The sequence below is a fragment of the Rhizobium sp. TRM95796 genome (assembly GCF_025779995.1).
GTDB lineage: Bacteria > Pseudomonadota > Alphaproteobacteria > Rhizobiales > Rhizobiaceae > Rhizobium_E.
Genome location: NZ_JAOXHE010000001.1, coordinates 295611 through 317847 on the forward strand (window position 1 = coordinate 295611; position 22237 = coordinate 317847).

The following is a 22237-nucleotide window of genomic DNA, read 5'->3' on the forward strand; positions in this document are numbered from 1 at the left end:
CGGCGTTCATTGTCTCACTCCGGCGCGCGGCTTGCCAAGTGCGGCAGCGACGCTTTGCGCCGGACGCACTATAACGCGCCGATCGGGGCGAGATTTCATCGTCGCGACAGAAAAAATCAGTGCATCGGCGCAAAACTCTCGGCGCGGGCGATCTGCCAGGGAATGTGGAAGCGGACGTCGTTCGTCCCTTCCAGGAGTTCGCCGGAGCGCAGCGGCGGATAAAGATGCGTGAAGGTCGTCACCTGGCTGTGATTGATGCGTTTGTGAAAGTGGAAAGGCTTGAATTCCGACGGGTGATGCAGGCCGGCGCCCGCCACCACTTCCGCCAGCGCTTCGAGCGTCTTGGCGTGAAACTGCGCCACGCGCGTCGCCTTGTCCGGCACCACCAGAGCCCGCTGGCGATGCTCGTCCTGCGTGGCGACGCCGACGGGACAGTGGTCGGTATGGCAGGATTGCGACTGGATGCAGCCGATCGAGAACATGAAGCCGCGCGCCATATTGACCCAGTCGGCGCCGAGCGCCATGACGCGGGCGATGTCGAAGGCCGAGATGATCATGCCAGAGGCGCCGATGCGGATCTTCTCGCGCAGGCCGGCGCCGACCAGCGCATTGTGCACGAAGGTCAGCCCCTCGCGCAGCGGCATGCCGATATGATCGATATATTCGGAAGGCGCAGCGCCCGTGCCGCCCTCCTTGCCGTCGACGACGATGAAGTCGGGGGTGATCCCCGTCGACAGCATCGCCTTGACCACCGCGAGAAACTCATGGGCGTGACCGATGCAGAGCTTGAAGCCGACCGGCTTGCCGCCGGAGAGCTTGCGGAGCTGGGCGATGAAGGCCATGAGCTCGAGCGGCGTCGAAAAGGCCGGATGGCCGGCCGGCGACACGCAGTCGCGATCCATCGGAACACCGCGGATCTCGGCGATCTCCTCTGTGATTTTCGCCTTGGGCAGCACGCCGCCATGGCCGGGCTTGGCGCCCTGGCTCAGCTTGATCTCGATCATCTTGACCTGCGGATCGGCGGCGGTCTTCTCGAAACGCTCCGGCGAAAACGAGCCGTCGGGATTGCGGCAGCCGAAATAGCCCGAGCCGATTTCCCAGACGAGGTCGCCGCCATGCTCGCGATGATAGGGGGAAATGCCGCCTTCGCCGGTGTCATGGGCGAAATCACCGATCTTGGCGCCCTTGTTGAGCGCGCGGATGGCGTTGGCCGACAGCGAGCCGAAGCTCATGGCGGAAATATTCAGGACCGAATGGCTGTAGGGCCGGGCGCAATCGGGACCGCCGACGACGACGCGGAAATGGTGATCCGAGATCCTGGTGGGCGCGAGCGAATGCGAGATCCATTCGTAGCGCGGCTCATAGACGTCGTATTCGGTGCCGAACGGCCGCTTGTCGAGCTGGCCCTTGGCGCGCTGATAGGCGAGCGACCGCTTGTCGCGCGGGAAAGGCCGGCCATCCTTTTCCCCTTCGAAGAAATACTGGCGGATCTTCGGACGCAGATCCTCCATGATGTAGCGCGCATGGCCGCTGATCGGATAGTTGCGCAGCACCGCATGCCGGCTCTGGACGATGTCGTGCACGCCGACGACCGAGAGGAACAGCGACAGAAGGAAGAAGCCGAGGATGACGGGATGGAGGAAGCCCATCGCCAGAAGCGCCAGCCCGAAGATCCCCAGACAGGCGATGCTGATTGTGAGCGGCAGGATGCGGGCGGAGAAGACGAGACGAAGTGCGGCCATGGTGCTACCCGAAAGGATGCTGAAGGCCGTAAATTAGATGATTTCCATTATATAAACGTGAAGCTCCTCCGGCCCAAACCGCATGTTTTCGCTCCCGCGCCGCGGTCGACCTTACCCGTGATGAACCCGGCGCTCCCGACATAGATCAGCCGAGCGTCATGCGCCCGCGAACCGCCATCGTGTTCTGTCCCGGGGAGACGAAGATGATTTCGCCGGAGGCTGGAAAAACGCCGGTAAGCGCGGTGATGTTTACCTGATGGGTGACCAGCACAGTCGGCGCGGCGCGCCTCAGCGTCCGGATCCAGGCGAGCGTTTCGCGGCTGCGCGCATCGCTCTGTCCGGGTTTGCCGAAGAACGAATTCAACAGCGGCTGTTCGCGCGCCTCACCCAGGTCCAAGGCCCGCGCCGTGTCGAGGCACCGGCACCATTGGCTCGAATAGACGGCGGCTCTCTCGATCCCGTTTCGGCGGATATTTTCGCCGATGCGACGCGCCTGCGCTCGTCCCTCATCGGAAAGATTGCGTTGGGTCGAACAGTCGCCCAGGCGAAAGTCCGGCGGATCTCCCGTTCCCGGCGCGGTGGCGTGCCGCATCAGCGCCAGCGCGTCGCCGCGGCGAAACTCCCCCCAGACGTCTTCGGCGCGCGCGCCGCCGGCGGCGACAAGCGCAAAGGCGCCGAGGACGAAGGCGCGTCTTTCTATCACGAACATCGGCTTCTCCGTCAGTAATGGCCCTCACGGCAAGTGGACGCTCGGCGAGAGCGTCCACCATTTATAAGGCCCGGGAGGTCGGACGGATCAACCGAGGATGACAGCCGCGTCAGGCGGCGCGACGATTGGATGCGGCGCCATAGCCGGCGGCGCTGTCGTCGGTGAGCTGGAATTGACCGATCATCGACCGCAGCTTCTGGCTCTCGGAGGCGAGCGTGGACGCCGCCGCGCTGCTTTCCTCCACCATCGCTGCGTTTTGCTGCGTCGTCTGGTCCATGCTGTTGACCGACGTGTTGATTTCGGAGAGGCCGGTCGACTGTTCGCGCGAGGCGGTGGAGATCGCCTCCATATGGTTGTGGATCTGGTAGATGAGGTCGCTGATCGCCTTCAGCGCCTGGCCCGTCTCGCTGACCAGCTTGACGCCGCTCGCAACTTCGGCGGTGGAATTCTGGATGAGATCCTTGATCTCCTTGGCGGCCTTCGCCGAGCGCTGGGCGAGTTCGCGCACTTCCTGCGCCACGACGGCAAAGCCGCGTCCCGCCTCGCCCGCCCGCGCCGCCTCGACGCCGGCGTTCAACGCCAAAAGGTTGGTCTGGAAGGCGATTTCGTCGATGACGCTGATGATCGAGGAGATCTTCGACGAGGAATCCTCGATGCGGCTCATGGCCTCCACCGCCTGCGCCACGACCTGACCGGAACGATTGGCGCTCGAATTTGCTTCGGACGCCACGCGGCGCGCGTCCTCGGCGCGGGCGGACGAGGAGGCGACGTTGGCGGTGATCTCGTCCAGCGCGGCGGCCGTCTCTTCCAGCGTCGCGGCCTGGGTCTCGGTGCGGCGCGACAGATCCGACACGCCCTGGCGGATTTCCTGGCTGCCGGTGCTGATCGTGTCGACGCTGCCGGAAATTTCAAGGAACGTATCGCAGAGTTGCGAAACCGAGCGATTGAGATCGTGGCGAAGTTCTTCGAACTCCGGCGAAAAAGGCGTCGACAGCTGGAAACCGAAATTGCCCGAGCAGAGCTTCTTCAACGCCTCGCCGAGCGAGCTCACGGTCTGCACCCGCTGCGTCACGTCGGTGGCGAACTTGACCACCTTGATCACCTTGCCATTGTGATCGAGGATGGGATTGTAGGACGCGGAGATGATCACCTCTTTGCCCTGCTTGGTGACGCGCTTGAATTCGGCGGCCTGATAGCGGCCCTCCCTGAGGTTGCGCCAGAACGCGGCGTAACCGTCGCTCTGCGCATAGGCGCGGTCGACGAAGATCGAGTGGTCGCGCCCGCGGATTTCGTCGAGCGTGTAGCCCATGAGAGTGACGAAATTCGCATTCGCCGTCATGATCTCGCCCTCGGGCGTGAATTCGATGATCGCCTGCGACCGGCTGATGGCGGCGATCTGGGCGGTGTAGTCCATGTTGAGCAGCCGCGCCTTGGCGTCGGACCATTCGACCACGAAGCCCGTGATCTTCGTTCCCTTCTTCAGCGGCGTGACGACCAGATCGAAGACGCGGGCGCCGACGCGGATGGTGGCGTTGTGCGTCTTGGTCAGCGCCGCCAGCATGTTGCGCTGATGGGCGGGGTTTTTATGGAAGACGTCGATATTGCTGCCGATGAGGGTGGCGACGGAGAAGCGGGGAAGCTCCTTCTTCAGATCTTCTTCCGCATCCTGCAACAGCTCCACCACCGCCGGGTTCATATAGGTGATGTTGAGTTTGGCGTCCGCCACCATGACATTGGCCTTCATCGCCGCCAAAGCCTGTATCTGCGCTTCCATTTTCGCATTCACAAACATGAACCCCTCCGGATGAACAGCGCAACCTTGCGCAAACTGAGAGGAATTCTACGCAATAAAGCTTAATCAAGCATTATTGACTTCTAATAAACGCGAAGGACTCGACGATCATACTTTCAGCCGGCCCATCAATACTAAAAAATATACCGCTGTACTATTTTACGCCTTTCATCGTTCATCGGATCAGCATGGAGCCGTATTTTTTTGGATCAACGCAATATGCCCGGCTGACGAGCGGATCTCGAAGGCGAAAAATGATGAGCGCACAGAAAGAAGCGCGTTTTCCAACCGGTTCCGCAAAACGACGAGGCGGACCATCGCGGCCCGCCTCTTCTGACTTTAAGTATATCTGCCAATCCAGCCTTCAGCTGCAGCCGCTCGTCGCGCCGCAGGTGTCGCACTTCTCACAAGTGCCGTTGCGCACCATGGTGAAGTTCTGGCATTCCGAGCACATATTGCCGGTGTAGCCTTGCGCGATCGATTGCATGCGGCGGGCGTTTTCCATCTTCTTGGCTTCCGATTTCGCCGCTGCGGCGTCGGCGGCGGCCTTGTCGGAGAAGAGCGCGGTGGCGTCCGAGGCGGTTTCGGTGATCTCCTCAGCGATGTCCTCGACGAATTCCTTGGCGCGCTCTTCATAATCGCGCTTGAAGGAGACGACTTCCGAGGTCGAGATCGCCGCAACGGGCTCGAGCTTGCGCGCGGCGTTGCCCGAGAAGGTAGCCACGGATGCAGACGCCTTGGCCGGAGCGGCGGTCGCCGCGCCCTTGGCGTCCGAACGATCGACGCCCGAACCGCCGACCAGCGTCGGCTTGTAGCCGCGGGTCCAGCCGGTGGAGATCAGGTTGGTCTTGCCTTCCTGGATGCCCTTGCCGAGCGCCGTGTTGGAGAAATCCGACGTGTCGACATGCGCCAGATCATGACGGTTCAGGTAGCTGACGGCGAGTTCGCGGAACACATAGTCGAGGATCGACGTGGCGTTCTTGATCGCGTCATTGCCCTGCACGATGCCGGCCGGTTCGAACTTGGTGAAGGTGAAGGCCTCCACATATTCTTCCAGCGGCACGCCATATTGCAGGCCGAGCGAGATGGCGATGGCGAAGTTGTTCATCATTGCGCGGAAGGCGGCGCCTTCCTTGTGCATGTCGATGAAGATTTCGCCGAGGCGGCCGTCGCCGAATTCGCCGGTGCGGAGATAGACCTTGTGGCCGCCGATCACGGCCTTCTGGGTGTAGCCCTGACGACGGTTCGGCAGCTTTTCGCGCTCGCGGACGAGACGCTCGACCACGCGCTCGACGATCTTCTCGGTGACGGTGACGGCGGCTGCGGCGGCCGGAGCCTGCAGCAGTTCCTCCATCGCGTCCTCGTCGTCCTCGTCCTCGATCAGCGAGGCGTTGAGCGGCTGGGAAAGCTTGGAGCCGTCGCGATAGAGCGCATTGGCCTTCAGGCCGAGCTTCCAGGAGAGCATGTAGGCGCTCTTGCAATCCTCGACGGTGGCGTCGTTGGGCATGTTGATCGTCTTGGAGATCGCCCCCGAGATGAACGGCTGGGCGGCCGCCATCATGCGGATATGGCTTTCGACCGAGAGATAGCGCTTGCCGATCTTGCCGCAAGGATTGGCGCAATCGAAGACCGGCAGATGCTCCTTCTTCAGGAACGGCGCGCCTTCGAGCGTCATCGCGCCGCAGACATGGATGTTGGCCGCCTCGATCTCCTTCTTGGAGAAGCCGAGATGATCGAGCAGGTTGAAGTCGATCGCATTCATCTCGTCGTCGGAGACGCCGAGCGAGCGCAGGAAATCGGCGCCGAGCGTCCACTGGTTGAAGACGAACTTGATGTCGAAGGCGGCCTTGGTCGCGCCGTTGATCGCTTCGATCTTCTCGTCGGAAAAACCCTTGGCCTTCAATGAGCCGGGGTTCACGCCCGGCGCCTGGTTGATATTGCCATGGCCGACCGCATAGGCCTCGATCTCGGCGATCTGGCTTTCCGTGTATCCGAGCGAACGCAGCGCTTCCGGCACGGCGCGGTTGATGATCTTGAAGTAGCCGCCGCCGGCCAGCTTCTTGAACTTGACGAGCGCGAAGTCGGGCTCGATGCCGGTCGTGTCGCAGTCCATGACGAGACCGATCGTGCCGGTCGGCGCGATGACCGAGACCTGGGCGTTGCGATAGCCATGCTGTTCGCCGAGCTCCAGCGCCTTGTCCCAGGCGGCGGTGGCGTGCGCGATAAGCGTCTGGTCCGGGCAATCGCCATGGATCAGCGCCACCGGATCGACCGACAGCTTCTCGTAGCCGCTGGTCTGGCCGAGAGCGGCGCGGCGATGGTTGCGGATGACCCGCAGCATGTTGTCGCGGTTCGGCGCAAACATCGGGAACGGACCAAGCTCGGAGGCCATTTCGGCAGACGTCGCATAGCAGACGCCGGTCATGATGGCGGTCAGCGCACCGGCGATGGCGCGGCCTTCCTTGGAGTCGTAGGGAATGCCCGAGGACATCAAGAGGCCGCCGATATTGGCGTAGCCGAGGCCGAGCGTGCGATACTCATAGGAGAGTTCGGCGATGCGCTTGGACGGGAACTGCGCCATCATCACCGAGATTTCGAGCACCACGGTCCACAGACGCACGGCGTGTTCGTAAGCGGCGATGTCGATATTGCCGGTCGCCGGATCCTTGAACATCATCAGGTTCAAGGAGGCGAGATTGCACGCGGTGTCGTCGAGGAACATATATTCCGAGCACGGATTGGAGGCGCGGATCGGACCTGCCGCCGGGCTGGTGTGCCAGTCGTTCATCGTCGTGTTGAAATGCAGGCCGGGATCGGCGGACGCCCAGGCGGCGTAGGAGATCGATTCCCAGAGGTCGCGCGCCTTCAGCGTCTTGACGACCTTGCCGTCCTTGCGGGCGGTCAGGTTCCAGACGTCGTCGCGCTCGACGGCGCGCAGGAAGTCGTCCTTGATCGAGACGGAATTGTTGGAGTTCTGACCGGCGACGGTCAGATAGGCTTCGGAATCCCAGTCCGTGTCATAGGTCTTGAATTCCATGTCCTTATAGCCCTGGCGGGCGAACTGGATGACGCGCTGGACGTAATTCTCCGGAACGAGGGAGGCTTTGGCGGCCTTGATCTCGCGCTTCAGCGCCGGGTTCTGCTTGGGATCGTAGCAGGCGTCGTTGTCGGCCTCGCAATTGACGCAGGCCTTCATGATCGCCTTGAGATGCTTGGCGACGATCTTGGAGCCGGTGACGAGGGCTGCGACCTTCTGCTCTTCCTTGACCTTCCAGTCGATGTAAGCCTCGATATCCGGATGGTCGATGTCGACCACCACCATCTTGGCGGCGCGGCGGGTGGTGCCGCCCGACTTGATCGCGCCGGCGGCGCGGTCGCCGATCTTGAGGAAGCTCATCAGGCCCGACGACTTGCCGCCGCCAGACAGCTTTTCGCCCTCGCCGCGCAGCGAAGAGAAGTTGGAGCCGGTGCCGGAGCCGTATTTGAACAGGCGCGCCTCGCGCACCCAGAGATCCATGATGCCGCCTTCGTTGACGAGATCGTCCTCGACCGACTGGATGAAGCAGGCATGCGGCTGCGGATGCTCATAGGCCGACTTCGACTTCACCAGCTTGCCGGTGAAGGGGTCGACATAGAAATGGCCCTGGCCCGGGCCGTCGATGCCATAGGCCCAATGCAGGCCGGTGTTGAACCACTGCGGCGAATTCGGAGCCACGCGCTGGGTGGCGAGCATATAAGCGAGTTCGTCGCGGAACGTGAGCGCGTCTTCTTCGGACGAGAAGTAGCCGCCCTTCCAGCCCCAATAGGTCCAGGTGCCGGCCAGGCGGTCGAAGACCTGGCGGGCGTCGGTTTCAGAGCCGTACTGCTCGTCCTTGGGGAGTTTGGCGAGCGCGGCGGTGTCGGCTTCGGAGCGCCACAGCCAGGACGGAACGTTGTTTTCCTCGACCTTCTTCAGCGCCTTGGGCACGCCGGCCTTGCGGAAATACTTCTGGGCGAGAATGTCGGCCGCAACCTGGCTGAATTGCTCCGGCACATGAATGTCGGCGAGCCGGAAGACCACGGACCCGTCGGGATTGCGGATCTCGCTGGTGGCGGTGCGGAAGGCAATGGCGTCATAGGCTGACTTGCCGGCCTCGGTGAATTTCCGTTCTATGCGCATCTCGTTAACCCCTAGCATCTTGCCCGCGCCATGGGCGCGAATATCCTTGTCCGGTGCGAGGGTTAGCCCCGCAGCCAGTTCGCGTCTCTTCACCTTTTGGGAAACACGCTGTCCTGTCGCCCCTTTATCTGGTGTTCAATCTAGCTGCAAACACTAAATATAGTATCAACAACTTTACTGATCCAGCATTCGTTCCATGGCGGGCGGAATTTTTCGACGCGGCTTTCCCAGCCCCCGGACGCAACAAAACGATCGCGGGAGAGCGTAAAAACCACCGAATTTTCCTTAGGATGAACCGGGTCCTCGTAACTTTCCGGTCCAGTCGCCGCCGCAACGTTCCCATTAAGAAACAGGGGCACGATTCCGTCAAGGGGTGGTCTGTGACGGATTTATTAACACCATATCTAGTGGCGCTGGCATGTGGAAAAACGGGATATCTGCTAACCGCTTCTAATCTCGGCGTTTCGGGTCGAGCGAGGGTCCGGCCGGGGCCGCTTGTTCACAGTTTGGTAAATCGAATATTTATTTTTTCTTCAAAAAGACCCTATCGCTTTTGCGTGGGAGCGATCTGTGGCAGCCCGAAAACGAATCAGGAAAAAGGCTGCCTCCATGCGGAAAAAAGAGCGGCCAACTCCTGCCGGAGCTGGCCGCAACAGGGTTTGCTTTCGAGGAAGAAACGGCTCAGAGCGCGTCGAGATTGATCCCGATGGTGACGGCGCCGATCGGCGCGCCGGTTTCGTCGACGATGGTCATCGAGGCCTGGGATTGCAGCGCCTGGGTCGACTCGTCCTTCTCCGCCTCGTCGACGAAGAAGCCATCGGCGCCCGCGCCGAAGCTCTTCTCGAATTTCGCCTCGTCGCCCTGCCAGTAATCGGAGGTGACATCGCTCTGGCCGACATTCAGCCCCTTGGCGTCCATGACGAAGATTTCGGAGATGACGCCCTCGGACGCCTCCTGCTTTTCATGCAGGAATTTCGAAACGGCGTTGTTGAGAACCTCGTCGATCATCTTGCGATCGCCGCCGTCGACCTCTGCGCGCCACTCCTTGTCGAGCCCGTCGACATCGGCCTGGGCGAGCCCGGCATTTTTGGCGTTCTGCGCGTTGACCGCATTGACGATCACGGGATCCTTGATCCACGGGGCTACATTCGCCTTCACATAGTCGGTGACAGGCGCGACATGCGCTTCTTCCGCCCGCGCCGACCAAGGCGCGATCATGGTCGCCGCCATCAAGGCGGCCGTCAGTGTGTTCCTCATCATTCGCCCTTTCCTTTCGCCCCGCACGGTTTTGTGCGCATGTAAATCTCAAAACTCTTCCCAGGAATCCGCAACCGGCGCCACGGCTGTCGCAGTCCGCACCGACCGCGCCGGCGCCGGCCGACGAGCAGGCGCGACATCCGCCCCCTGTTGCTTCGTCTCCTGCCGCGGCGCAGGAGCCGCCTCACGGATGCGGAAACGCTGGGCGCCGGCCTGCAAGGCGCGGCTCTGGCTGAGCAGATCGTGGCAGGCGGCGCTTGTTTCCTCGACCATAGCGGCGTTTTGCTGCGTGGTCTGGTCCATCTGGTTCATGGCGCCGTTGATTTCGCGCAGCCCATGCGCCTGGCTCTGATAGGATTGCACCATCGCCTGGATCGAATGGGTGATGCCGTTGACGCGCTCTTCGATGGTCACCAGCGCATCCCCCGTACGATTGACGAGGTTGACGCCGTTGGACACTTCCGCGCTCGACATCGTCACCAGCTGCTTGATTTCCTTGGCGGCGTTGGCGGAGCGCTGGGCGAGTTCGCGCACTTCCTGCGCCACCACCGCAAAGCCCTTGCCCGCCTCGCCCGCCCGCGCCGCCTCGACGCCGGCATTGAGCGCCAGAAGATTGGTCTGGAAGGCGATCTCGTCGATGACGCCGATGATCTTGCCGATCTGGCTCGACGAAGTCTGGATCTGGTCCATGGCGCCGATCGCCTCGCGGACGATGACGGCCGAATTATGGGCGTCGCTTCTGGCGTCCTCCACCATGCGCACCGCGGTTTCGGCGCTGCGGGCGGTGAGATCCACCGTCGAACTCACTTCGGACAGCGCCGCCGCCGTCTCTTCGAGAGCCGCCGCCTGCTGCTCGGTGCGCTTGGCGAGCTGCTCGGCGGAATTGGCGAGTTCCTGCGACCCGTTCTCGACCGCAACGGAGACGCGCTTGATGTTGTCGATGGCGTCGGCCACGGCTTCGATCATGCGGTTGAAGTCGCGTTGGACGTCCGAAAAATCCGCGCCGAGATCGTCGAGACGAATGCTGAAATCACCGTCGGCGAGCTTGCCGAGCGCCGTGGCGAGCGTGTCGACCACCGCCTTCTGCCGGTGCGACGACTGCCTCTCGGCTTCGGCGTTGTGTCGACGTTCGGCTTCGATGTTGAGGCGCTGCTGTTCGGACGCCTCGGTCTGGCGGACCTTTTCGATGGCCTGCTGCCGGAATTGATCCAGCGCCCTGGCGAGAAACCCGATCTCGTCGCTGCGATCCTGATGGATCACAGGCGTATCGAGGTCGCCGGCCTGCAGGCGCGATATCCGGTCGCCGATCAAGGCGAGCGGGGCGCCCACCAGCCGACGCATGGCGAACAGGAAGGCGCCGATGGCCAGGATGATGACCGCCGACTGAATGCCGAGCGCAATCAGCGCCTTGTTGCGCGCTTCGGCGAAAATGGCCTCCGCCGACCAGACGGTCACCACCACGCCTTGCGGCTTGCCCTTCTTGTCGAGCGGCAATGGGGAGGCGACGGCCACCAGTCCATCGGCGACCCGCGCATGACTCACGTCGGATGTCTCCGCGCCCTGCTTCGCCAGCGCGGCGATTTCTTCCGGGGTCAAGGACGTCACGCTGTCCGGTCTCACCCAGGCGTCGACCGGAGCGCCGCTCGCGTTGAGCGCCGTAAACTGGGTGAGGTTGAGGCCCGCATTGTCCCGATAGAGCGCATAGGCTTCCTGAACCACGGACGCCTTGCCCCATTTGACGCCGCCGGCCGCGAGCGTCGCAAACTGTTCGGAATCCTTGATCCACCCCCGCTCCGACATCGACAGCATCTGGGCGCTTTCTTGACGCCAGGTGTTGACAGCGAGCCCCGCCAGCCCCACGGCGTTGATCGCCACGATCAGCGCCGACAGCTTGACGGTCAGGGAGAGATTGCGGAATAGCGTCATGGAGGGACCTCATTGAGCGCCTCCCGGAAAACGCCGGGAGATTTCGCCTCATTCGCCTGCCCTCATGGCAAGAATGCATGGCTGCCTTGCGTGTTTTGCAGGCCAAACCTACAATCGCTATATTAACAAACTATGAAACACGCGCCGATTGATTTTATCGCGGTGGACAATTTTCGCAAAAATGACGTTGAAGGGCCGAGAAAACGAAAAATATCGTGAGAAATGGAACAATTTAGCGAAAAATATTACCAATCGTCAGTGGCGACTGACCAGGTCAGCACACCCTTTCGACGACCGTGATTTCTTGGGTTCGGCGTCCGCGATACGCACCACGCCTACCGCCACGTGACGAACTAAAAACCGCTCGCGGCCGACAGCGCGAGCGGTTGTTGTTTTGCCGATAGTCGATCGAGGTCAGCCGCGATGGTCCTTGGCGATCGGCTCCTGATAGGTGAAGCCCATATCCCAAGGGAAATAAATCCATGTGTCCTGCGACACTTCCGTCACGAAAGTATCGATCATCGGCACGCCCTTCGGTTTTGCGTAGACGGCGGCGAAATGCGCATTCGGCAGCATGGCGCGGACTTCGGCGGCTGTCTTGCCGGTGTCGGTGAGATCGTCGACCACCAGCATGCCCTCGCCGCCATTTTCCAGCAGCGGTTCCGCGATGCCCTTGAGAACGCTCATGTCGCCCTGATTGACATAGTCGTGATAAGACGCGATGCAGACCGTCTCGATCAGGCGGATATTGAGCTCGCGCGAGATGATCGCAGCAGGAACGAGACCGCCGCGGGTGATGCAGACGATGCCCTTGAACGGCTTGTTCTGCCCCGCCAAACGCCAGGCGAGCGCGCGGGCGTCGCGATGGAATTGATCCCAGGAAACGGGGAAAGCTTTTTCAGGCAGCGACATGGAATGTCCTCGGATGGAAGGTGGAAGATCTGTCGCGCCATTATCCGAGTTGCCGCCGCGCCGTAAAGTGCGCGGCGGCCTTGATCCCCGACAAAACCCTCATATCGCCGGTCAGCGGGACATGAAGACCGGCACCGTCATCGATTCCAGGATGATCTGGGTGACGCCGCCGAACAGCCGTTCGCGAATGCGGGCATGGCTATAGGCGCCCATGACCAGCAGGTCGGCGGCGAAATCAGTGCAGCGGTTCTCGAGAACCGCCGAAATGGCCACGCGTTCGGAATCCTGCGTGTTCGTGGTCACTTTCAAACCGTGACGGGCCAAGGACTCGGCGAGATCCGCCCCTGTCAGCACCGCGCTCTTGGAATTGGTCTCCTGCGGATCGACGGAGAAAAGTTCGATCTCGGCCGCATCCTTGATCAGCGGAATGGCGTCGAACACCGCCCGCGTCGACTCGCGTGAACCGTCCCAGGCGACCAGCACCCGGTTGAACCCGGCGACAGGCTGGTCGATCCAGGGGATGAACAGCGCGGGCCGCCCCGTCTCGAACAGCAATTCGTCGACATCTCCAACCCGATCGGAGGCCGGCTGGCTGGCGATGACGAGATCGCTGATACGGCAGGAATCGATCAGCGCCTGCGACGCCATAACGCCCGTGCCCCGGCTCGCGCGCCATTCGGCGGAGACGCCTTCACGCGCCGTCGCTTCGTTGAACATCGCCTCGATGGCTTTGCGCCGCTCCCCCGCCGCTTCATAGAGGCTGGCGATGATCGAGGAATCCGGCAGGTCGAAAGGCGTCATGATCGGCGGCGGATCGACGATCTCCGCATGAAGGCCGATCAGATGAGCATTCTCCTTTCGCGCGACGCCGATGGCGGCGCTGGTTACCGCCTGGGCGGTCTTGGGGTCGGACAATACGACTGCGATCGTCTTGATGGGCATAGGAGCCTCCCGTCGTTGTTCTCACGGTTTCAAGTCGACAATAGGCGCAAAGTTCCGCCCAACCTTGATCAAGGTCAATCCTGCCGCCTCAATCCGTGTCGGCTTTCGCCTCGCGCCGGGCGGCCACCTCGGCCAGCATCGCCTGCACCGCCGCGACCGCCGCCTCGAGCGCCTCGGCGCTCCGCGCCCTGACCACAATGTCGGTGGAATAGCGCTGCCCGTCGAATTTCGGATAGGAGCCGATGACCGTGTCCGGATGGGTCTTTTGCACCGCCGTCAGCGGACCGCCGATGTCGCCCTCGCCGAAATTGCAGGGCGTCGAGCGCGACAGCATCTTCGCGCCGGTGCGCAGCGTCGGCAGCACATTGTCCAGCATCGCCTGGAAGATATTGGGCACGCCCGCCATCACATGCACATTGCCGATCGAAAAGCCGGGCGCGGTCGAGACGGGATTGTCGATATGAACGCTGCCGACCGGCAGCCGGGCCATGCGCTGGCGCGCCTCGTTGAACTCGAGCCCGCGCGCAGCATACATGGCGGCCATCAGCGCCATCGCCTTTTCCTCATGCGCCACGGGCACGCCGAAGGCCGCGCCGATGGCGTCGGCGGTGATGTCGTCATGGGTCGGGCCGATGCCGCCGGAGGTGAAGACATAGTCGTATTTCGCCCGCAGCGCATTCAGCGCCGCGACGATCTCGTCCTGCTCGTCCGGGACGATGCGGACCTCCTTGAGGTCGACGCCGTTCAACGTCAGCATGTCGGCGAGATAGCCTATATTCTTGTCCTTCGTCCGTCCGGACAGGAGTTCGTCGCCGATCGCCAGCATGGCGGCCGTCACGATGTCTGTATGGGTCATAATCAGAGTCTCCGGGAAGATGGGGGCAAACTGGGCCTGCGCTTATCGCCTGTCAAGCCGGGCGCGTCGACGCGGCGTAAAGGAAATCAGTTTCACAAAACCTCCATTGTTCAACAATAGAGAACACTCAAGCCGCAAATTGCCATGCTGCCAGAACGAGACGATCCGCCTATATAGCGGGTGTCGAATTTTTCTCAGACAACGAAGGGACGCCACAATGGCAAAGGTTCTCGTGCTCTACTACTCCTCTTACGGCCATATCGAGACGATGGCCTACGCTGTCGCCGAAGGCGCGAAGTCCGCCGGCGCCGACGTCACCGTCAAGCGCGTTCCGGAACTGGTTCCGGAAGACGTCGCTAAGGGCGCGCATTTCAAGCTCGACCAGGCCGCTCCGATCGCGACGGCCGAAGAGCTGGCCGATTACGACGCCATCATCGTCGGCGCCGGCACCCGCTTCGGCTCGGTCGCCTCGCAGATGCGTAATTTCTGGGATCAGACCGGCAGCCTGTGGTTCCAGGGCAAGCTGGTCGGCAAGGTCGGCGGCGTGTTCACCTCGTCGGCCACCCAGCATGGCGGCCAGGAATCCACCATCCTGAGCTTCATCCCGACTCTGCTGCATCACGGCATGGTCGTCGCCGGCCTGCCCTACGCCTTCGCCGGTCAGATGGGCGTCGACGCCGTCAAGGGCGGCTCGCCCTACGGCGCGTCCACGATCACCGACGGCGACGGCTCCCGCCAGCCGTCCGAAGTCGAGTTGGAAGGCGCGAAGTTCCAGGGCGCCCATATCGCGAAGCTCGCCGCGAAGCTCGCCGCCTGATCACGAATCGAGATCATCATGGGAAGGGCGGCGCGCGCGTCGCCCTTTTTTCGCGCCTTGGCTCCAAGCGTGGACAAGTCCCCCTTGAACGAATCCCGCCGCCGGGTTAGGCGGGATAGGCTACCCTGCGGACATGGCGGAACTGGTAGACGCAAGGGACTTAAAATCCCTCGGGCTTGCTCGTACGGGTTCGATTCCCGTTGTCCGCACCAAATTTCACCGAGAAACCAGCCATATTTACTGGAAAACCGAGCTTTCTGGCGCCGAGACGGCCAGAACGGTGAGAAATTTGCTATTAAATCTGTAGAAAAGTGATTTTTAGGGATGGTGCGGAAAGAAGTTTTCGATACGTCTGAAATAGCGACGCATGCCCCCTAACTGCGAGCGTCGTCGACGGCAGGGGCCTATCGCCGTTGGCCCCTGCCGTAAATTCATTGCGACGGCAAAGCTTCGCACGTCGACATCCGCAGAGACAGCCTCCGACAATGTCGCCCCGACATGACAAACGCGGTTAACGGCGCTTAAACCCAGATCAAAAAGCACCAGTTATCGCAAAATTAACGCAACGGCTTCAAACCCTTTTAATCAGCCTCCTGTATTTTAGCACAATCCAATACGGGAATGGAACTGTTTCCCTATTCCTGTGGCGGAGAGGGAACCAGTCTCGGGTTCCGGGCCGCCTTTTCCGCCAGCCGCGCCGGATGAGTCGGCGCGGTCAGGCAGCGGCGCGAAGAGTTTCAGGCAGACGCCATGCGTGCACGTCATACATCCTTCCTCGCAGCAGCCATTTCCGCGATCGTCCTACAGTTTACGCCGGCGCTTGCGCTCGACAAGCCGGCGGGCGACGTCGTCCTGACGGTGACCGGCGCGATCAAAGACACCAACGACGAAAACGCCGCCGAATTCGACATCGCCATGCTCGAAAAATTGTCGGGACGCGCGGCGACGCTCGAAACGCCCTGGACCCAGGGCAAGGTCACCTTTTCCGGTCCGTTCATGGCGGAGCTGATGAAGACCGTGGGCGCGCATGGCAAGATATTGCGCGTGACCGCGCTCAACGATTACACGGTGGAAGTGCCGTTGTCGGACGCCACGGACATCAAGACGATCCTCGCCACACGCATGAACGACGAGCCGATGTCGGTGCGCGACAAGGGTCCCCTCTTCCTGATCTATCCCTTCGATCTCGACCCGTCGCTCTACAACGAAAAATATTTCGCGCGGTCGGTCTGGCAGATCAAATCGATCGAGGTCATCGAGTGATCAGTCTCACGCAGGAAAGCGACGTCATCCGAAAGGCCGGCAAGACCACCGCCGTGCTGCAGGTCTTCGCTGTCCTGCTCCTGGCTCTCCTGGGCTCGCTCTATTACGATATCTCCGCGCGCTACTCGGCGTTGCAGAGCGGCATTCGCGAAAACGCCATGTGGTCGGTCTATCAGCTCGACCGCGAGGCGCGGCGCCTTCGCGAGGTCGTTTCGATCGCGATATCGCGGTCGGACACCTCGCATCCCACGCAGAAAGAAATGTCGCTCCGCTACGACATTCTGTTCTCGCGCATGTCGATGCTCGAAAAGACGAATTTCGAAGAGAACTTCAAGGTCGACGCCACGGTGCGCAAGCAGCTGACGGAGATCCGCCGCACTGTCTTTCAGAACGCGCCGCTCTTCGACGACATCGTGGCGAGCAAAACGGTCTCGATCGCCAGCCTGCGCATTCTATATGCGCAACTGGTGACGCTGACCGAAAACAGCGAGCATCTGCTGACCTACACCAACAACACGCTCAGCGCCGACCGCGCCGACGCGCGCCAGACGGTGCAGGCGCTGGAGATGAAGTCGCTCACGCTCATCGTGTTACTGGTGGCCTCGGTCGGCTTCCTGATCTTCACCCTCCGCCGGCAATTGCGCAGCGTCCGCGCGGCGGGGCTCAGTCTCGAAACCATGGCGGGCAATCTCAACGACGCCTACCAGGCGGCGGAGTCAGGCAACCGCGCCAAGTCGCAGTTCATGGCGACGATGGGTCATGAAATCCGCACCCCGCTCAACGCCATTCTCGGCATGGTCGAACTGATGGAGCTCAAGAGGCTGCCTACGGAGTGCCAGGACAATCTGCGCACCATCCGCGGCGCCGGCGAGGCTCTGCTCGACATCATCAACGAGATCCTCGATTTCGCCAAGATCGAGCACGGCAATCTGGAGCTCGAATACCGCATCGTCGACATCCGTGCGCTGGCCGAATCCGCCGCCGAGATGATGCGTGGCCGCGCCGCCGAGGCCGGCAACACGATCGAACTCGACATGCCTGCGGTGTTCGCCGCCCCCTATATCCACTCAGACCCGACGCGGCTCCGCCAAATCGTGCTCAACCTGATGAGCAACGCCGTCAAGTTCACCGCCAACGGCGTCGTCACCTTGCGGATCCGCGAAACCGGCACCGAACGCGCGCCGCGCCTTCGCATCGAGGTTAAGGACACCGGCATCGGCATCGACGAGAGCGGGCGCGTCAAGCTGTTCAAACCCTTCTCGCAGGTCGACGCCTCGATCAGCCGCAAATATGGCGGCACCGGTCTCGGACTGACCATCTGCAAGCAGATCGTCGATCGGTTCGGCGGCGAGATGGATGTCGAAAGCGTGCCGGGCCTCGGCAGCAAATTCTGGTTCGAGATCCCCGCCCCGCGCTCGGAACACGCGCCGCCCAACCGCAAGACCGACAATGCCGCCGCCGCCCATGCGCTGCCGAAATTGTCGGTGCTCGCGGTGGAGGACAACAAGGTCAACCAGCAGGTCATCCGCCGCTTCCTGGAACATCTTGGCCAGGACGTCGAACTGGCCGACGACGGCGCCCAGGCGGTGGACCTCGCCTCCCGCAAGCATTTCGACCTCATTCTCATGGACATGCAGATGCCCGTCATGGACGGTATCGAGGCCACCCGGCACATCAAGGCGTTGCCGGCGCCGTTCAATGCGGCGCCGATCTGGGCCATGACCGCCAATGCCTCCGAGGACGACCGCATCGCCTGCGAGGAAGCCGGCATGGAAGGCTTCCACTCCAAGCCGGTCTCGATGATCCAGCTCCGGCAATTGATCACCGATCTCGGCCATTCCGCGCCGCGATCGGTCATGGAGACGGGAGCCGCAGCCGTCGTGGCCGAAGAGGTCGGCGAGGACGGCGGTTCGGACGCCGAACACACGGGCTGGAAAGGCCCGTTTGAACTCCGCCGCCAGGAAATTGCGGACGCCCTGGGGGATGATGTCTTCCGCGAATTGCTCGACGATTTCTTCGACGATTCGGAACGTCTGCTGCGCGACCTTCTGGCGGCCTTCGACGCCGGCGGACCGGAGAAGCTCGATCCGATGCTGCACAATCTCAAGGGCGCGGCCGCCAATGTCGGCCTGGCCGACATCGCCGACGCCGCCCAGCACATGCGGACCAATCATCCGAGCAGGTCGGAGCTCGAAACACTGTCAACGAACATCGCCAGCCGCAAAATGATGCTGGCGGCTTAGGGGGTAGACCATGCGCATACTTCTCGTAGACGACAACAAGACGAACCTGACGATCCTGACCAAGCTGGTCGAAAAGCTGGAAGGGTGCATTCCCCTGCCCTTCATCAGCCCGGAAGACGCTTTGTCGGAAATGCCGGAGCTGGAATTCGACATCGGCATCGTCGACTTCCAGATGCCGGTCTATACCGGGGTGGATTTCCTGATCGAAACGATGCGCTTCGACAAATACAAGGACAAGCCATTCGTCTTCGTCACGGTCGACACCGATCTCGCCACCCGCATGGCGGCGCTGAACGCCGGCGCGATCGACTTCCTCACCAAGCCGATCAACCCGCTCGAATTCACCGCACGCATTCGCAATCTCGTGGCGCTGGCCGACGCCCGCAACAAACTGGCCGACAAAGCCGAATGGCTGCGGATGGAAGTCGACAAGGCGGTGGGCGAACTCCGCGCTCGCGAAGAGGAGATCATCTATCGCCTGACGCTCGCCGCAGGCTACAAGGATCCGGAAACCGGCCGCCACACGATGCGGGTCGGTCTCTATTCCGAAGCAATCGCCAAAGCGTATGGATTGTCGCCGGATGTCGCCGCCGACATCCGGCTCGCCGCGCCGATGCACGACATCGGCAAGGTCGGCATCGCCGACGAGATCCTGCTGAAGCAGGGCAAGCTCACCGAGCAGGAATTCGCGGAAATGCAGCGTCACACGCTGGTCGGCGGTCAGATCCTGGGACAGTCGCGCTCGAGCCTGCTGCAACTCGCCGCTGAAATCGCCTCGTCGCATCATGAGCGCTGGGATGGCCAGGGCTATCCGCTGCGCCTGCAGGGCGCGTCGATCCCGCTCCCGGGCCGGATCGTCGCCATCGCCGACAATTTCGACGCCCTGACCACGGCCCGCCCCTACAAGGAGCCCTGGACGGCGGACCAGGCCGCCGACCACATCATTCGCCGCGCCGGAAGCCAGTTCGATCCGGATTGCGTTTCGGCCTTCAAGGCGGCGCTGCCTGAAATATTGCGCATCATGCGCGACAACTCGGTCGCCGACGACGCACCCTTCTGTCTTCCCGCCCAGGCCGTCGCCTGACGATGCAGGCTCCGAATATGAAAAAGGGCGCCGCGGCGCCCTTTTCCCTCATGCGTTCTCGATCGGATCAGAACTTGAAGCCGACGCCGATCAGCGCTTCATGCTGCTGAGCGTCGACATCCGTGCCGCCGATATTGGCGCTGCCGTAATCGTTGAAGCGATATTCGACGCGGCCGAACATGTTCTCGGTGAACTTGTAGTCAACGCCGGCGCCGACGGTGTAGCCGTGCAGAGCCTTGGTGTCCTTGTCGCCGGTGGCGTCGTCGAGATAGCCGCGAGTCACCGTGTAGCCGGCCGCGCCGTAGAGCAGAGCGTTGTCCATCACGGCATAGCCGACGCGACCGCGAACGGAGCCCGACCAGTCGGTGCCGGTTTCACGACCGCGGACATCTTCCTCGTTCCACTTGTAGGAAAAGTCGCCTTCCAGGCCGAGCACGATGCTGTTGTCGAGTTGATGGTTCCAGCCGGCGAACGCGCCGAGCGAACCGCCGTTGAGCCAACGGTCGCGGCTCGTCGCGCCGAAGTCGTAATCGCTGTTGGTCCAGTTCGCGCCGCCCATGACACCGATATAGCCGCCGTCCCAGGTGGCCGGCGCGACGATCTCTTCGGTGATCGCCGGAGGCGCCGGTTCGGGCGACACCAGGTCGGCTGCGTGAACGGAGGTCGCGGCGCACAGCGCCACCGCCGAGAGGATCAAAGTTTTCTTCATCATGTTAACTCCTTCGATTTCTCCGGAAGGTCAGGCCTTCCGTCAATCGCCCCGCCCAAGACGGGCATCGCTGTTGACTATCAGCGGCCCTCTATGAACCCTGACGCCCTGTGAACATCATTCGGGCCCCAAGGTTCCCGTCGGCGGTCGATTTTTCCAGGCCGTGTTTTTCATCTCACAGCCTTTCGTTACGGAGACACTCATCGTCGGCAAGCTTGGCGGCTTGATGGCTGAAATGCGGTGATCAGGTGGCGGGCGTTCTCAATGCCTCGGGTGCGGCCATTCTGCATCACCTTTGGTCGAACGCGAAAAAAATGCCGCACCAGCCGATTGCATTTGTCACAAGCGCGGCTGGAAAAGGCTAACTCCGCTAAATTTCTAATTTTTTCGGAAACAGGAGATCCAGAACATTGCTCTAGCCTCGTCACATTGGAATAACTGGATCGAGAGCCATGACACAAATCCTCACCGTGTCGGCGCATACGGCGGCTTATGCAGCGGAAGCCTTGCGCCCCAATGCGCGCGTCAGCGGCGTCTCTCCCGTCGAGACCGCCACACGGGCTCTGACGCCTGAGCGCAAGACCGCGCCGGACGGAAAGTCGGGCGCGCCGCCGGTCATGTCGTCCGGCATGACGACCTTCTTTCTCGAGGCGGGCGAGAAGCGCCGACAGCCGATGATGACCTATGCCCAGGCGGAAGAGGAATATCGGCTCAACGGCGGCAGGCCCGAAGGGCCCGGCGCGACCAGGGTCGTCACGCGACGGCACAAGGAAGAGGAAACCGAAGACGGTTGAAAAAGAAAAGAGCGGCGACGGGCCGCTCTTTTCCGTTACGTGCCCTGCTCAATTGTGCTGGTGCTTCGTCGCCCCGCCCTTGATATCCATGACGGGAAGCTTGAATTCGACCTTGCCCGCCTTTTCGAACACCAGCGTCATCGACACGATATCGCCTTTCTCGAAGGGATGCTTCGGCCCCATCAGCATCATGTGCAGGCCGCCCGGCTTCAACTCCACCGTCTGACCGGCAGGGACGGGAATTCCGTCCGGCAGCCGGCGCATCTTCATCACGTCGCCCTCCATCGACATCGTGTGCAGTTCGACATGGTCGATATCTGCGACGCCTTCGACCGCCACCAGCCTGTCGTCCTCGGTTCCGCGATTGGCGACGGAGAGGAAGCCGCCCGCCACCGGCTGGCCGGGGACGGTCGCCTTGATGAAGCCTGGCGTGATGTCGAGCGATCCCAGCGTCACGGTGGCGGGCGCGGCGTCATGGTGATGATGCATCGCCTTGGCAGCCACCAGCGTGACCGTCGGCGCCGGGTTCGGAAGATCGTGAGCGTCCTGGCCGGGCGCTGCGACTTCATTCCACGCCGCTTCCGCGCCGTCGCAGACCTGCGTGACGGCGAAAGGAACGACCGCGCCCTCGGCGAGGCCGGCGAACTTGCCGCGCACCGAGAAGATGTCGAAATAATCGTCGGGCAGGTCGCCGCCCTTCCAGCGGATTTCGAGTGGTCCTTCGGTCACCGGCGTATCGTGGTCCTTATATGCCGACTTGTACTTGCCCTTGATGATTTCGAGCGTCCATCCGGCCTTCGGCATCGGTTTGGCGGAAATGAAGCCTTCCGGAAGCGTCAGTCGCACTTCCTTGGTGGCCTTGCCGTCGCAGCCATGCGGGATCTGCAACTGTGCGAGATAATAGCTGTCGGCGGCCGCTTCGCCCTGAACGAGGCTAACATGAGCGAACGCCATCACGGGGATGGTCGCGAGGGCGGCGGCGGATAGAATGGTCTTGAACATAAGAAATCTCTTCTCTGCGCGATGCGCGAA

Annotated in this window: 16 protein-coding genes and 1 tRNA gene; 6 read left to right on the forward strand and 11 right to left on the reverse strand. The window is 62.1% G+C overall.

Features of this window, described 5'->3' with window-relative positions:
• Positions 1-116: 116 nt before the first annotated feature.
• The 9 genes from OCK01_RS01495 to OCK01_RS01535 form a co-directional block, all read right to left on the reverse strand.
• On the reverse strand, positions 117-1742 hold the full coding sequence (locus tag OCK01_RS01495; protein WP_263822384.1) for an FMN-binding glutamate synthase family protein: 1626 nt from the start codon (positions 1740-1742) through the stop codon (positions 117-119).
• A 145-nt stretch (positions 1743-1887) separates the two neighbouring features.
• Positions 1888-2451, reverse strand: a complete 564-nt coding sequence (locus OCK01_RS01500; RefSeq protein WP_263822385.1) for a histidine phosphatase family protein — start codon at positions 2449-2451, stop codon at positions 1888-1890.
• 109 nt (positions 2452-2560) lie between these two features.
• A complete protein-coding gene (locus OCK01_RS01505) occupies positions 2561-4243 on the reverse strand; it encodes a methyl-accepting chemotaxis protein (protein WP_263822386.1) in 1683 nt (560 codons plus the stop codon).
• A gap of 364 nt (positions 4244-4607) precedes the next feature.
• Entirely contained in the window at positions 4608-8402 is a 3795-nt protein-coding gene (locus OCK01_RS01510) for a vitamin B12-dependent ribonucleotide reductase (protein WP_263822387.1), read from the reverse strand.
• A gap of 681 nt (positions 8403-9083) precedes the next feature.
• Positions 9084-9659 (reverse strand): hypothetical protein, encoded by a 576-nt coding sequence (locus OCK01_RS01515; RefSeq protein ID WP_318530227.1) that lies wholly within the window; start codon positions 9657-9659, stop codon positions 9084-9086.
• 48 nt (positions 9660-9707) lie between these two features.
• A complete protein-coding gene (locus tag OCK01_RS01520) occupies positions 9708-11585 on the reverse strand; it encodes a methyl-accepting chemotaxis protein (RefSeq protein WP_263822389.1) in 1878 nt (625 codons plus the stop codon).
• 414 nt (positions 11586-11999) lie between these two features.
• Complete coding sequence (gene gpt / locus OCK01_RS01525) at positions 12000-12497, reverse strand: xanthine phosphoribosyltransferase (protein WP_263822390.1); 498 nt, start codon at positions 12495-12497, stop codon at positions 12000-12002.
• 111 nt (positions 12498-12608) lie between these two features.
• Entirely contained in the window at positions 12609-13439 is an 831-nt protein-coding gene (locus tag OCK01_RS01530) for a universal stress protein (protein ID WP_263822391.1), read from the reverse strand.
• Positions 13440-13527: 88 nt separating this feature from the next.
• Positions 13528-14295 (reverse strand): competence/damage-inducible protein A, encoded by a 768-nt coding sequence (locus OCK01_RS01535; RefSeq protein ID WP_263822392.1) that lies wholly within the window; start codon positions 14293-14295, stop codon positions 13528-13530.
• Between the two features lie 217 nt (positions 14296-14512).
• Between OCK01_RS01535 and wrbA the strand changes: the two genes are divergently transcribed.
• The 5 genes from wrbA (at position 14513) to OCK01_RS01560 (ending at position 19702) form a co-directional block, all read left to right on the forward strand.
• Complete coding sequence (wrbA, locus tag OCK01_RS01540; protein ID WP_263822393.1) at positions 14513-15112, forward strand: NAD(P)H:quinone oxidoreductase; 600 nt, start codon at positions 14513-14515, stop codon at positions 15110-15112.
• Between the two features lie 127 nt (positions 15113-15239).
• A tRNA-Leu gene (locus OCK01_RS01545) sits at positions 15240-15324 on the forward strand.
• A gap of 538 nt (positions 15325-15862) precedes the next feature.
• Complete coding sequence (locus OCK01_RS01550) at positions 15863-16375, forward strand: molybdopterin-dependent oxidoreductase (protein ID WP_263822394.1); 513 nt, start codon at positions 15863-15865, stop codon at positions 16373-16375.
• Positions 16372-18618: an ATP-binding protein gene (locus tag OCK01_RS01555; RefSeq protein WP_263822395.1), complete on the forward strand. Its 2247-nt coding sequence runs from the start codon at positions 16372-16374 to the stop codon at positions 18616-18618. Before OCK01_RS01550 ends, OCK01_RS01555 begins: the two co-directional genes overlap by 4 nt.
• 10 nt (positions 18619-18628) lie before the next feature.
• Entirely contained in the window at positions 18629-19702 is a 1074-nt protein-coding gene (locus OCK01_RS01560) for an HD domain-containing phosphohydrolase (protein ID WP_182826028.1), read from the forward strand.
• Between the two features lie 67 nt (positions 19703-19769).
• On the opposite strand, the gene OCK01_RS01565 is transcribed toward OCK01_RS01560, so the two are convergent.
• Positions 19770-20411 (reverse strand): outer membrane protein, encoded by a 642-nt coding sequence (locus OCK01_RS01565; RefSeq protein WP_182829233.1) that lies wholly within the window; start codon positions 20409-20411, stop codon positions 19770-19772.
• Positions 20412-20863: 452 nt separating this feature from the next.
• Between OCK01_RS01565 and OCK01_RS01570 the strand changes: the two genes are divergently transcribed.
• The gene (locus tag OCK01_RS01570) at positions 20864-21205 is read left to right on the forward strand and encodes a hypothetical protein (protein WP_182826027.1); all 342 of its coding nucleotides are present in this window, start codon (positions 20864-20866) and stop codon (positions 21203-21205) included.
• A 48-nt stretch (positions 21206-21253) separates the two neighbouring features.
• On the opposite strand, the gene OCK01_RS01575 is transcribed toward OCK01_RS01570, so the two are convergent.
• Complete coding sequence (locus tag OCK01_RS01575) at positions 21254-22207, reverse strand: DUF1775 domain-containing protein (protein WP_263822396.1); 954 nt, start codon at positions 22205-22207, stop codon at positions 21254-21256.
• Positions 22208-22237: the final 30 nt, after the last annotated feature.